Genomic DNA, 13,188 nt, shown 5'->3' with positions numbered 1-13,188 from the left:
ACTACTTGAGGTCGTCATCATGTTGCTCGAGATCCCACGGCAGGCTTCCTGGTGAGATGTGCATGAACTGCAGGTAGTTCTCAAACTGGTTAATCACATCGTTAATGATATCGCCAGGTTCATAGCCATAAAGGTCATAAGCTTGACCACCTTGACGCAAGAACACCTCAGCACGGTAATACTTTTTATCCGAGTTCTTCGCATTCACCACGGCAAAATCAGGTCGCTGATACGCGCGCAGACGAACCTCATAGTCAAACTCTACTTCGCCTTCTTTGCGTACGGTGAACACTGAACGGACATGTTCGCTATCGAACGTTGCTTCGGTCTCCCAACCATGCTCTTTAAGCTCTTTAGCGACGTCGTTCAAACATTCGATGACGGTATGCTCGATAAATTCTCTAACTTCTTGCTGCTGTGGAAAATCAACCACCCCAGCTAAACGCTTCTTCCAATAACTTGGACCTGCATGCACCCCTCGCCGATGCGTACGCATCGCGCTTTTCAAACTAGCATATTGGTGCCCTTCAATGACTAACGCCCGCCACATGCCAAATGCGGAAATCAAAATGATCACTGCAAAGGGTAACGCACTGGTAATCGATGCGGTTTGCAGCGCACCCAAGCCACCTGCCAGCAGCAACACACCTGCCACGATGCCCTCAGAGCTGGCCCAAAAAATACGCTGCCATACTGGCGTATCGGTGCGACCACCGGAAGCCAACGAATCGATAACCAGCGAGCCCGAATCCGACGACGTTACAAAAAAGGTGACAATCAAAACAACCGTCGCGAAACTCAAAATACTGGTGAGTGGTAACCGCTCATAGAGCTTGAACAAGGCAATAGCTTCGTCGTTCTGCACGTCACTAATTAGCGTCGAGTAGCCCTCGTTCATGATCAGATTTAATGCGGTATCACCAAACACACTAAACCAGAAGAAAGTGAACAAGGTCGGCACAAACATAACGCCAAAGACAAATTGGCGAATCGTCCGGCCACGGCTGATTTTTGCAATAAACAAGCCAACAAATGGGGCCCACGCAATGGTCCAGCCAAAAATAAATAAGGTCCAGTTGCCAATCCAGTCGCTGCGCGAATAAGCCTGTAAATTAAAGGTTCGCTCGACGATGTTATTCAGGTAGGCGCCGGTATTCTGTAGGTAAGTCTCCAAAATATGTACCGTTGGCCCTGCAAAGAACACAAACAATAGGATGAACAACACCAACACCATGTTCACATACGACAGACGTTTAATACCTTTATCAAGGCCAGCCACCACCGATAGAATGGCAAACACGGTAATCACCGCAATAGCGATAATTTGCACTGTAGTCCCGACTGGTATTTCTGGCCATAAGTAATTTAAGCCGGCATTGATTTGAATGACGGATAACCCAAGGGTCGTGGCAATACCGAACATGGTGCCCAAAATGGCAAAGGTATCAACCGCATGCCCTGCTGGACCGTGGATTTTTTCACCAATGATTGGATAAAGCGTCGAGCGCATTGACAGGGGTAGACCGTGACGGAACGAGAAGTAGGCGAGTACGAGTCCAACTAAACCGTAAATCGCCCAAATATGGAAGCCCCAGTGAAAATAGGCGATTTGCATCGCCTGTTTGGCTGAATCCACCGTTTCCGCAGCCCCAACAGGCGGACTAGAGTAGTGCAGCACTGGTTCAGCCACACCAAAGAATAGCAAGGCGATACCATAACCCGCCGAGAACAACATGGCGAACCACGCAGGGAAGCTATATTCCGGCTCTGCATGGTCTGGTCCTAGTTTAATACGGCCCCATTTGGACACCGCAACACTGACAATAAAAACCAAAAAGATAGCCACTGCGAGCATGTAAAACCAACCAAAGTCGGCTGTTATCCACGCAAGCACATCGCTAAAAACCTCACCAGCAAGCTCTGGATTTGCAAGCGTACCAATGACGAGTAATGCAATGACCGCTACTGCCGGAAAAAACACCGGTACCAAAATTGCAGAATTCCACTTCCTGCGCTCTGTCATAACCTACTCCTTTTGTTTATTGTTCTTTTACCCTATGTTGTATAGAACTAAATTTCAAATAAGACAATAACATGCAGAAATGGCACTTACTCTTAGCTCCATTAGCCGCCATTGGCTCGTATTTTATCGTGCAATGGTTGTTTGACTTTGCCCATCCAGCCGCGTGGACCTTTGCCGCTACAGTCTGGATTGCTTGGTGGTGGATCAGCGAAGCACTGCCGCTTCCGGTGACGTCGTTACTACCTTTTTTATTGTTACCGTTAGGCGGTATCACGCCTCTTAATGAAGTGTCCGCTGCCCTTGGCAACCCGATTATTTGGCTCTTTATGGCCGCATTTATGCTGGCGAAAGCAGTCGAACTCAGTGGCGTGCATCGACGCTTAGCTCTAAGCTTGGTGCATACCATCGGTAATGGTCACGGTAAACGCATGTTATTTGCCTTTATGTTAGCTACGGCGCTGTTATCCATGTGGATCTCGAACACAGCGGCGGTCCTAGCCTTATTGCCCGTCGCCTTAGCTCTTGCCGATGCTTGTGACAATGCGCCTTTCCAACGTGCCCTGCTCTTAGGTCTCGCTTATTCTGCTTCCGTTGGCGGTATCGCCACCTTAGTGGGCACTCCGCCAAATTTAATTTTTGCCTCGGTGTACGAAACCACAACAGGTCAAGCATTTAGTTTTACCGAGTGGATGTCGATCGGTGTACCTTTTGTCGCAGTGTCACTGCCACTTATGGCATGGTGGTTAGCCCGCAATATCGACGACACTATTCAGCTCAACATCGCACCACCGGGCCCAATGCGCTCGGCCGAACGACGGGTGTTGCTCGTGTTCGCTATTGTGGTTGTACTTTGGGTAACCCGAACCACGCCATTCGGCGGCTGGACCGGCTTAACTGGACTCAACTATGTCGGTGATGCAACCGTGGCCATTGCTGGCGTTTTAACGATGTTCATTCTGCGTGATCGCGAAGGCCAGCCGCTCCTAACTTGGAACGCAGCTGTTTCAATTCCTTGGGGAATTCTCTTATTATTCGCTGGCGGGATAGCCTTAGCTCAAGGATTCATTAGCAGTGGTTTGAGCGCGCGTATTGGCGATGCTCTTACTGGCTTGGGTGTCCTGCCTGTGGCACTGCTGGTATTTTGCTTAACCTTGAGTGTATCGTTTCTCACAGAAGTTACTTCGAATACAGCTACCGCAACCCTGCTCATGCCGATTATGGCGGCCGCTGCGGTGGCGCTTGAGTTACCTCCTGCGCTACTGATGATTCCAGCGACCATAGCCTGCAGCACAGCATTTTGCATGCCAGTTGCCACACCACCCAATTCTATTGTCTTTTCGTCGGAGCGTATTACAGTGCGAGAAATGGCCCGAGAAGGTGTGGCTTTGAATGTCATTTTGGCGGTGGTGACCACCGCCATCGTTATGTTGCTTGTTGTTTAATGGCCGTTCAAATGCAGTACTTGTCGGTAAGCCGCCACACGAACATCGTAGGTAGTGGTTTGCTTTAGATAATCAGACATTGCTTCTAACGCGTCGGGTTCACCATGAACTAGAAAGACTTTGGCGTTTCGCGGTAAGGCTGATTGTGCTAACCAAGCGCCAATTTCAGCGTAATCCGCATGCCCAGACAAACCTTCTAGTTGACGAATCTTAGCCTTCACCGACAACCATTCACCGTGCAATTTAATACGTTCGTTGCCCTGCACCATTTTCGCACCACGGGTACCTCCAGCTTGGTGGCCACTAAATAGCACCGTACTGCGATGATCGCTAAGCCAGTGCTTGAAATGATGCAAAATACGGCCACCTGTGGCCATACCGCTGCCAGCAATAATAATATGCGGCGCCCCCTGATGCGCTATAGCCTTTGACTCATCGACGCTGTGGGTATAAATCACCGCTCTCTCAGCAGCTTCACACTGTTGTTGCGTAAGGCGATGATGGTCATGTTGCTCGCCGTACACGTCCGAGACACTAATGGCCATCGGGCTATCTAGAAAAATAGGCAAGCGTGGAATACGACCATCGCTCATTAAGGTGACCAGCATGTGCTGTAGCAGCTGCGCACGGCCGACCGCAAAGCTAGGGATCATGAGTACTCCACCGGCTGCGGCTGTCTCGTTCACCACTTCGGCAAGCTCTTCCCACGGATCAGTCTCCGGATGGCGACGATCGCCGTAAGTTGATTCGAGTAGCAAATAATCCACCTCCGGTAGCGGTCGAGGTGGCTTCATTAAAATATCATTGGGGCGCCCAACGTCACCACTGAAACCGATACGCACACCTTCATGCTCGGCAACCACGCTGGCTGCACCTAGAATATGACCAGCAGGTTGTAAGGTGAAGTTGATATCACCAATACGAAACGGCTTATCAAAACCAATGCCATGCAATAGCTTTAAAGCTGCTTCTGCCGTGGCTTCATCGTAGAGCGGCCGCGGATCTTGATGCTTGCTTAGTTTGTGTTTTTGCAAAAACTTCGCATCTTCTTCCTGAATCCGCCCACTGTCGGGCCACAAAATTTGGCACAATCCAACAGTTCCATAATGGGTGTAAACGGGCCCACGAAAGCCGTGTTCGTATAACACCGGTAGATAACCGGAGTGATCGAGGTGGGCGTGCGTCAGCACCACTGCATCAACATCATTAATACCGAGTGGTAACGGCTGCCAATTGCGTTCACGCAGCCATTTATAGCCCTGAAATAGACCACAATCGATAAGCACTCGCGTGGTATCAGTTTCCAACAAGTACTTCGAACCCGTGACCGTTTCACTCGCACCCAAAAAGGTTAAACGCATAGCTAAGCTCCTTAGAGAAAGCGCTCGATCGGCAAGCGCTCAAGAATTCGCACGGCAAGACGCCGCCAAATCGACGCATTAGGTTCAGAGTAGTACCATGATTTTTGTTTACCCAAGCGCTCTATCCAAACCACTTTATTCTTTATTAAGCGTAGCTGGTAGGCATAGTTCGGCAAGGTACTGATAATCGCCTGCTCGATACGACTCGCCAGCGCTTTACTGTGCATAACAAAGCCAAGCTCGGTGTTAATCGCCGCTGAGCGCGGGTCAAAATTTAGCGAACCAATAAACACGCGGGCCATGTCCACCATAAAGGTCTTGGCATGCAGGCTCGAAGCCGATGTGCCAAATCGCTCTTTACCTTTCAAACGTTGACGCCGCTCTTTGCGTTTTTCACGGCGCGCTAATGGCGTTAAATGTTGCATTTCAAACAATTGAATGCCATGACGTAACAACTTCTTTCGCCATTTGGCATAACCGGCATGCACAATAGCGACATCCGTTGCCTCTAGGGAGTTCGTCAATACGATGATTTGCACGCCACGCTTGGCCATGGCAATAAGCTCATTGACGCCAGTGCGGGTGGGAACAAAATACGGCGAAACCAGTGTGACATGAGATTGCGGCTCGCCGATCGTTTGTTGTAGCTGATGCGGCAACATTTGCTGTGGCTTTGCCCGGCCAAGCGCTTTAGCTGGCGAGTCACTCACCAATTGGGTTTTAGCCCAATATATTTCGACTTCTTGGTGTCGTAACTTATCGATAAACGGAAGGTGCTCGACGGCATTGACGTAGGCTTGAGCGCGTGGATCCTGTTCGTAACGCTTGGCCACTTTGTGCAGCGTCGCTAAGCTTTGTGGCTTAGTAAAGCTGTACAGCTTATCCAGAGGTACCGCTGATTCACTTTGCCAATAACGCTCGAAGTCTTGCTCCACCGCAGCCACAACTTCGCCTATCAATAACGCATCCAAATCGGCAAAAAGAATATCACTCGTGGCGCCAAAGTATTCATCGCCAATATTGCGACCGCCGCTGATGACCACCTGCCCATCGACGACGAAGGCTTTGTTATGCATGCGGCGATTCAAGCGACGAAAGTCGACTAAATAGTTTAAAAAGCGCGGCCGCCGTAACTTCAGCGGATTAAAAAGTCGCACTTCAATATTAGGGTGTTGGTGCAGGCCTTTGAGCGTCGCATCAAGGCCTACGGTATTATGGTCATCTAACAACAGGCGCACTTTGACACCGCGTTCAGCGGCTTCGTGCAGGGCTTCGAACATCAGCGTACCAGTAATGTCATGCCGCCAAATGTAGTACTGCACGTCAAGGCTGCGTTGTGCTTGACGAGCCAACAAAACCCTTGCCGCAAAGGCTTCACGTGCGTCCACTAACGGGATGACACCACTTTCACCGGCATGCTCTTGCAGCAATGGTGAAATTGCGGTGCTTAGACTTTGAGCTTGTGCAGATTGCGGTGCCACCCTGGTTAGCACTCCTCTTGCCCATTCCTGTTACAAATTATAGCGTTCCGTAATTCTCCTCACGATGCTTCGCAAGCTTAGCGGTGAGTTCGGAATCGCGTTGTAATTCCCAACCTTGTATCTCACGTTGCACGATAGCATGCAAGGCATCAATATGCTTCGCAGTTGCGTTGAGTGCGGGAATGTAAGCATAAGATTCGCCGCCGGCTGCCATAAAATACTCACGATTCTCTTCACCAATTTCTTCGATCGTTTCTAAGCAATCGGCGCTGAACCCCGGACAGAATACCTGTACGTTTTTGCAGCCAAGGTTCGGCAGTTTTTGCAAGGTCTCGTCAGTATAGGGCTTCAGCCACTCCTCGCGACCAAAACGCGATTGAAATGTAGTTAAGTACTGATCTTTATTAAGTCCCAACGCTTCTGCTATTAAACGCGATGTCTTGTGACATTCGCAATGATAGGGATCACCTTTTTCCAGGTACTTCAAGGGGACACCGTGATAAGAGAAGATCAACTTATCCGCTTGCCCATGCTCGGCCCAAAAGGTCTTGATCTGTTCAGCACAAGCCTGAATGTAACCGGCATCGTCATGGTAGTGGCTAATAAAGCGCAAGTCCGGCAACCAACGACGGCTGGTGAAATCTTTGGCTAAGGCATCAAAGGTTGAACCCGTCGTTGCCGCTGAATACTGTGGGTACAGTGGTAACAATACTAATTTACGCACACCACTCGCTAGCATATCATCGAGCACTTGCGCCATACTCGGTGAGCCATAGCGCATGGCATAACGCACTACTACGTCGTCGCCGTACTGTTGGGCAAAACGCTGTTGCAGCTGCTCAGCTTGATCTGCGGTGTGAAACAACAGCGGTGAGCCACGCTCGGTCCAAACGGTGCGATAGGCTGCCGCTGAACGCTTGGGTCGAATGCGCAAAATAACCCCATTCAAGATCAGCCACCACAACACACGGGGTACTTCGACCACCCGAGGATCTGACAAGAACTCCTTGAGATAGCGGCGTAACGAAGGTGTGTCGGGTGCGTCAGGCGTACCCAAGTTAGTGATTAACACACCGATTCTATCAGTCTGTTCGTGCGCGAAATTCGGATACCCGCGATAGTCCATTTACTTACCTCATATTAGGTCCACAGCTCAACATGGTCGCGAATGCGATCAGTGGCAATCCACTCATGCAGTTGGTCAGCCATACGACGACCTTGGTCAACGGCTTGTTGCCAATATTTAATGCGTTCGTCGGCGGCCATGTTGGCAAAATCGTTACGGTCAGGAATTTTTTGATACGGTAATGCGTCAATAAATTCTTGGGTTGGCGTTAAAAGGATCACATTCGGCCACAATGCACCGGTAGTACGACGTTTTTTCAAGCCTTTATCAAACCAGCCCGGAATCACCTCTTGATGGAAATGCGGATAGAACACAAGACCGTTCACGCCACTAAAGTCCAGATCAAAATGATAATCGGTCACGCCACCATCACGATAGATCCCCGCCGGTGCACCAGGAATATCACGCACCCCCTCGAGTACCATCGGAATCGAGCCAGTAGCAAGTAGCGCTTGCTTGAAATTCTCCCTACTCAAGGTGGCATAGCGGGTTGGCAAATCGTTCCAGTGCTCAGTAAAAGCTGCCGAAGATGCTGGATGATGAAAAATCACACGCTCATAAAATTTACCAAGCCATTTACGCTTAACAGTATTTGCTGCAGCAGATGCGAGTAAGCCGAACATTTGCCGTTTGCCTTCAACTGCAGTAAGGCCGCGACAACGCACAACAATCCAATGATGACGGAAGCGTTCTTGGCTTAAAATGTCTTCCACCGCGCTATCTGGAATGTACTCGGCGAGCAATTTTCGGGCTTCGTCAGTAATTTCGCGAACATCAGGCTTTTCACTGTACGTTTGCGTGCTATACAGACGCGCAAAGAGTTCGCTAGCGGCAACCGGATCACGTTGGCCCAGAGCTGCGAAACGCCATGCACCGGCGGAAGTTCCGAGCAGGTCCAGCGATGTTTCACGGCCAGCAAAGAACTCCCCAAACAAATACCGATCAAGACCCTGTAGCACGAACCATTTAGGCCCACCTGATGCCCCTACCAGTAATTGAACATCTTGCTGTGAAAGTCCCTGTTCCTTAATCTGCAACCACGCACGCTTACCCGCACGTAACTGCAACCATTGGGTTGCCATGTTGCTCTCTCCGCTTACATTTTTATTCGTTCTTTGTGATGCCGCCAGTATACCCAAAATTTACCTTAGCGACAGCCTCGAGGTCGCACCCTCGCAGACCTTCTGGTATCCTGATTAACATTTATTATCTTTAAAACTTGGATGACGGAAGTAAACTTCTATGAAAGTGATTTCTTTTAACATCAACGGTATTCGCGCACGCTTACATCAATTGCAGGCCCTGATTGAAAAGCACCAGCCGGACGTGATTGGTCTGCAAGAAACGAAAGTACATGATGATCAGTTTCCACTTGCCGATGTTGAAGCGCTAGGTTACCACGTGCTCTTCCACGGCCAAAAAGGCCATTACGGTGTCGCCTTGCTCAGCAAACAGCCTTTAGAAAATCCTCAGTTTGGCTTTCCAAATGACGGTGAAGAGGCACAGCGCCGTATGATCATGGGCGATTACGTGCAAGCAGATGGAAGTCGCGTACGCATTTTAAACGGCTACTTCCCGCAAGGTGAAAGTCGCGACCACCCGTTAAAATTTCCGGCTAAAGAGAAGTTCTACGCGGATTTGATGAATTACTTGAACACTGAACTTGATGCTGGGCAACCTGTTGTCGTTATGGGCGACATGAATATTTCCCATCAAGATTGTGATATCGGTATTGGCGACGATAACGCCAAGCGCTGGTTACGCACTGGCAAATGTAGCTTTTTGCCTGAAGAACGCGAATGGCTGAACACCTTATTAGACTGGGGTTTAGTCGACACCTATCGCCTACAACATCAAGACGTGACGGACCAATTCAGCTGGTTTGATTATCGATCACGGGGCTTCGATGATAACCGCGGTCTGCGCATTGACTTGATTTTAGCCACCGCCAGTTTGGCCGATAAATTAGTCAGTAGCGGTATAGATTACGACTTGCGCGGCATCGAGAAGCCTTCAGATCATGCACCTATTTGGAGTGATTTTAAACTTTAACAAGCAGCTTTAGTGCTCGTCTGGAGGCAGTTCCCGCAACGCTTTATTGAGCAACTTTGCCAAGTCCATCCGAATGGGCTTGGCGCGCGGCTGCACTTGTAATTTTTGTGCCAACTCCAAATACCAATGCTTCAGGCGCGGATCCAGCTGACTTAGCGCCCGCCGCCCCAGCCAATACCACCCCTGCACAGGCACCGATAACAGAAACAACGAACTCACCATGGCTTGCGGCAACATTGTGCTGCCCAGCCACTGATACTGCACCCATAAATTGATCACCGCAGCAGCTGGCATCCACTTTGCAGCAAACTTCACGCCTGGCACTACCCGAGTTTCGGTCATTGCAGCGACAACGGCATGGTGCGGCCAAATCGCCGCATACTCTTGCCCACTTTTAAAAACTTGCCAAATCGATTGCTTCATTTTTGTCCGAAACCCACGCTTTTTGATCGATATGGTCAAGCATTGACCATATCATTATTTATATAGATTTCATTAGTTTAACTAGTTCACAGCAGCTAACTCACAGACTTATCCACACAAACTGTGGAGAATCCACATGGCTTTTGTCACAATGCATAGCATGTGTTTCAAGCCTGTCACAAAGAGTAAAAAATGACCGCAACAATTTATGGAATTCCCAACTGCGACACCGTTCGCAAAGCCCGCCGTTTTCTTGATCAACACCAAGTTGATTATGACTTCCATGATGTTCGTGAGCAACCATTGCCTGCCGACACCCTTAATCAGTGGCTACAGCAGGTTGATCGCGACACCTTGGTCAACAAGCGTAGCACCAGCTGGCGTCAACTCAGTGACAAGGAACGTGCGCTCGCCGATGATGGCGTCGCAATTGAACTGCTGCAACGTTATCCTACGCTGATGAAGCGGCCAGTACTCTCTGTGGACGAACACATTGCGGTTGGTTTTAACGAGACACAATGGCGTCAGGTCATGGGACTCTAATAGCGATGCGCACCCCCAGTAACCCGAATGAGCACGATGTTATCCAGCTTGCTCAAGCTCTCATCGAACGCATGTCGGTAACCCCAGAAGATGCCGGGTGCCAGCAACTGATCGGTGAGCGCCTCGCTGCAGTCGGCTTTGATCTCGAGAGTATGGTCTTCGCTGATACCACTAATTTATGGGCGCGGCGCGGTAGCCAAGGCCCCGTTTTTTGTTTTGCTGGGCACACCGACGTGGTTCCCGCAGGGGTTGAACACGCGTGGCGTTTTCCGCCCTTCCAGCCGACCATCCACGAAGGAATGCTCTACGGCCGTGGCGCCGCTGACATGAAAGGCAGCCTTGCGGCCATGTTGGTCGCAACTGAGCGTTTTGTACAACGCTTTCCCGACCATCACGGGAGTATTGCTTTTTTAATTACCAGCGACGAAGAAGGACCTTTCATCAACGGCACTCCAAAAGTTGTTGAAACCCTTGAAGCTCGCGCCGAGAAAATCACGTGGTGTGTGGTTGGCGAGCCATCCAGCACCAACCATGTTGGCGATGTTGTGAAAAATGGTCGCCGCGGTTCACTGTCCGGTGAGTTACGCGTATTCGGCATTCAAGGCCATGTCGCCTACCCTCATTTGGCTGACAATCCGGTGCACAAGGCAGCGCCCGCACTGGCGGTATTAGCAGCAACCGAGTGGGATCACGGTAATGACTTCTTTCCGCCAACCAGCTTCCAAATTTCCAACGTAAACGCCGGCACTGGAGCAGGAAATGTTATTCCTGGTGAGTTTCACGTAAGTTTTAACTTCCGCTACAGCACTGAAAGTACCGCCGAGGAGCTCAAACAACGTGTTTATGCCATACTTGACGCGCATGAACTTGATTACGCTATCGACTGGAAGCTTAACGGCGAGCCATTTTTAACTGCTGAAGGCAACTTGGTCCAGGCTACCGTTGCGGCAGTACGACATCATACCGATCGTGCACCGCAACTTTCCACGGCCGGCGGCACCTCGGATGGACGGTTTATTGCGCCGACGGGCGCTGAAGTTATTGAGCTAGGTCCAGTCAACGCAACTATTCACAAAGTTGATGAATGTGTAAGCATCGAGGACTTGATCAAGCTTACTGACATGTACGAAAGCTTATTGGAGCAACTCTTATGCTGAGTTCAGAAGAGCTTACTGGACAAGTCGACAGCCATGTCGTTAGTGACCCCTGTTGTCGCCCCACAGTGCGTTTACAGAACAGTGTATTTGGTGCCTTTAAAGCGATGCAGGCGGCTGCTCACGAAGCCGGTTTAGCCCTCGATATTGCCTCAGGTTTTCGTGATTTTTCTCGCCAACAAGCGATTTGGAATCGCAAATTTAGTGGTAACGCACCACTTTACGATAGTCACGGCGCCCTGCTCGACTCAAGTCAATTGTCCATTGGCGAGAAAGTTGAAGCCATCATGACGTGGTCGGCCTTGCCGGGAGCGAGCCGACATCATTGGGGCACCGACTTAGATGTCTTTGACCCACGCCCATTCGCCCATGGTGACTTAGATTTGCAGTTATTACCTGAAGAATACGAGGAAGGTGGTCCCTGCCATGAGCTAGCACTGTGGCTTTACCAACATGCGGCGGATTTCGGCTTCTTCTTTCCTTATCGTCAGTACCGTGGTGGCGTCGCTGCCGAGCCTTGGCACTTAAGTCATTACACGCACGCACAACAAGCGCAGCAACAATTGACCACGGATGTGCTCGTTGCAGCACTTGACCTGCACGAGATAGCGGGTAAGGAATACGTTCTTAGCTGTCTTGCGGACCTCAAAGAACGCTATATCGATAACATCTGCCCACCGGTGGCCAACACGGGAGATAATGAATGGCTTTTTGGTTGATTTTGCTAGTCGTCTTTGCCGTGGTTATTGGCAACATCATGTTGCTAAAGCATACCGCACATATGAAAATGCCGTCGCTTAAGCAACGGCATTCAGAAGATAAAACGCATCACGATGCATGGGATGACGAAGACGATACTTAAAGCGGAACACCCAAGCGTTGCGCAACCTCTTCGTAGGCTTCGACCACACCACCTAAGCCTTGACGGAAACGGTCTTTATCAAGTTTCTTGCGCGTCTCAGCGTCCCACAGACGACAGCCATCTGGGCTGAATTCATCGCCCAACACGATGGTGCCATTAGCATCCACACCGAACTCCAACTTGAAGTCCACGAGCAGCATACCCGCATCGGCAAATAACTTAAGCAACACGGCATTTACTTGGAAGGTAAGTTCTTTCATTTTCGCAAGCTGCTCGGCAGTCGCCCAGCCAAACGCCACGGCGTGACTTTCATTAATCATTGGGTCATGCAAAGCGTCATTCTTCAAAAACAACTCAAACGTTGCGGGCGAGAGAGCTTGGCCCTCTTCAACACCTAACCGACGCACCAAACTACCCGCGGCGTAATTACGCACAACACATTCGACCGGAATCATGTCCAGGCGTTTTACCAGCGTATCGGTATCACTCAAGACTTTATCGATCTGCGTTGGAATACCTGCTGCTTCAAGCTTTGCCATAATAAAGTTATTAAACTTATTATTGATCATGCCTTTGCGTTCGAGTTGTTCGACTTTCTCACCATCAAAAGCCGACGTATCGTTGCGAAAGTGCAAGACCAAACGCTCCGGATCATCAGTTGTAAAAACCGTTTTGGCTTTACCACGATAGAGTTCAGTACGTTTTTCCATGAGCAGCAGAT

The 13,188-nt window shown here is 49.9% G+C and carries 13 protein-coding genes; 6 read left to right on the top strand and 7 right to left on the bottom strand.

The features are described from left to right. Position 1: 1 nt before the first annotated feature. Positions 2-2,023 (bottom strand): BCCT family transporter, encoded by a 2,022-nt coding sequence (locus NV375_RS01585; protein ID WP_258240483.1) that lies wholly within the window; start codon positions 2,021-2,023, stop codon positions 2-4. Positions 2,024-2,094: 71 nt separating this feature from the next. On the opposite strand from NV375_RS01585, the gene NV375_RS01580 reads away from it, so the two are divergent. Next, positions 2,095-3,465 (top strand): SLC13 family permease, encoded by a 1,371-nt coding sequence (locus NV375_RS01580; protein WP_258806677.1) that lies wholly within the window; start codon positions 2,095-2,097, stop codon positions 3,463-3,465. On the opposite strand, the gene NV375_RS01575 is transcribed toward NV375_RS01580, so the two are convergent. The 4 genes from NV375_RS01575 to NV375_RS01560 are packed head-to-tail and all read right to left on the bottom strand — an operon-like array spanning position 3,462 to position 8,515. Further along, entirely contained in the window at positions 3,462-4,826 is a 1,365-nt protein-coding gene (locus NV375_RS01575) for an MBL fold metallo-hydrolase RNA specificity domain-containing protein (protein WP_258806676.1), read from the bottom strand. The two genes, NV375_RS01580 and NV375_RS01575, sit on opposite strands and share 4 nt — an antisense overlap. A gap of 11 nt (positions 4,827-4,837) precedes the next feature. After that, positions 4,838-6,307, bottom strand: coding sequence for a phospholipase D family protein (locus NV375_RS01570; protein ID WP_258806675.1), 1,470 nt, complete (start codon positions 6,305-6,307; stop codon positions 4,838-4,840). 37 nt (positions 6,308-6,344) lie between these two features. Next, positions 6,345-7,433, bottom strand: coding sequence for a ferrochelatase (hemH, locus tag NV375_RS01565; RefSeq protein ID WP_258806674.1), 1,089 nt, complete (start codon positions 7,431-7,433; stop codon positions 6,345-6,347). A 14-nt stretch (positions 7,434-7,447) separates the two neighbouring features. Next, the gene (locus tag NV375_RS01560) at positions 7,448-8,515 is read right to left on the bottom strand and encodes an alpha/beta hydrolase (protein ID WP_258806673.1); all 1,068 of its coding nucleotides are present in this window, start codon (positions 8,513-8,515) and stop codon (positions 7,448-7,450) included. A gap of 160 nt (positions 8,516-8,675) precedes the next feature. Between NV375_RS01560 and xthA the strand changes: the two genes are divergently transcribed. Further along, on the top strand, positions 8,676-9,485 hold the full coding sequence (gene xthA, locus NV375_RS01555) for an exodeoxyribonuclease III (protein WP_258240489.1): 810 nt from the start codon (positions 8,676-8,678) through the stop codon (positions 9,483-9,485). Between the two features lie 9 nt (positions 9,486-9,494). On the opposite strand, the gene yfbV is transcribed toward xthA, so the two are convergent. Next, positions 9,495-9,908 (bottom strand): terminus macrodomain insulation protein YfbV, encoded by a 414-nt coding sequence (yfbV, locus tag NV375_RS01550; protein ID WP_258240490.1) that lies wholly within the window; start codon positions 9,906-9,908, stop codon positions 9,495-9,497. Between the two features lie 192 nt (positions 9,909-10,100). On the opposite strand from yfbV, the gene NV375_RS01545 reads away from it, so the two are divergent. Genes NV375_RS01545 through NV375_RS01530 form a run of 4 tightly spaced genes read left to right on the top strand, consistent with a single transcriptional unit; the run spans position 10,101 to position 12,467 of the window. Further along, positions 10,101-10,451: an arsenate reductase gene (locus NV375_RS01545; protein WP_258806672.1), complete on the top strand. Its 351-nt coding sequence runs from the start codon at positions 10,101-10,103 to the stop codon at positions 10,449-10,451. A gap of 5 nt (positions 10,452-10,456) precedes the next feature. Next, positions 10,457-11,608, top strand: a complete 1,152-nt coding sequence (gene dapE / locus NV375_RS01540) for a succinyl-diaminopimelate desuccinylase (RefSeq protein WP_258807934.1) — start codon at positions 10,457-10,459, stop codon at positions 11,606-11,608. Continuing rightward, positions 11,602-12,324 (top strand): M15 family metallopeptidase, encoded by a 723-nt coding sequence (locus NV375_RS01535; RefSeq protein ID WP_258806671.1) that lies wholly within the window; start codon positions 11,602-11,604, stop codon positions 12,322-12,324. Before dapE ends, NV375_RS01535 begins: the two co-directional genes overlap by 7 nt. Continuing rightward, positions 12,309-12,467, top strand: a complete 159-nt coding sequence (locus tag NV375_RS01530; RefSeq protein WP_258240493.1) for a DUF2897 family protein — start codon at positions 12,309-12,311, stop codon at positions 12,465-12,467. Before NV375_RS01535 ends, NV375_RS01530 begins: the two co-directional genes overlap by 16 nt. On the opposite strand, the gene purC is transcribed toward NV375_RS01530, so the two are convergent. Continuing rightward, positions 12,464-13,177, bottom strand: a complete 714-nt coding sequence (gene purC / locus NV375_RS01525; RefSeq protein WP_258806670.1) for a phosphoribosylaminoimidazolesuccinocarboxamide synthase — start codon at positions 13,175-13,177, stop codon at positions 12,464-12,466. The genes NV375_RS01530 and purC overlap by 4 nt on opposite strands. Positions 13,178-13,188: the final 11 nt, after the last annotated feature.

Source organism: Pseudidiomarina sp. CB1 (assembly GCF_024752025.1).
Classification (GTDB): domain Bacteria; phylum Pseudomonadota; class Gammaproteobacteria; order Enterobacterales; family Alteromonadaceae; genus Pseudidiomarina.
The sequence above is the reverse complement of the archived record's forward strand: the minus strand, read 5'-3'. Positions and strand labels throughout refer to the sequence as shown.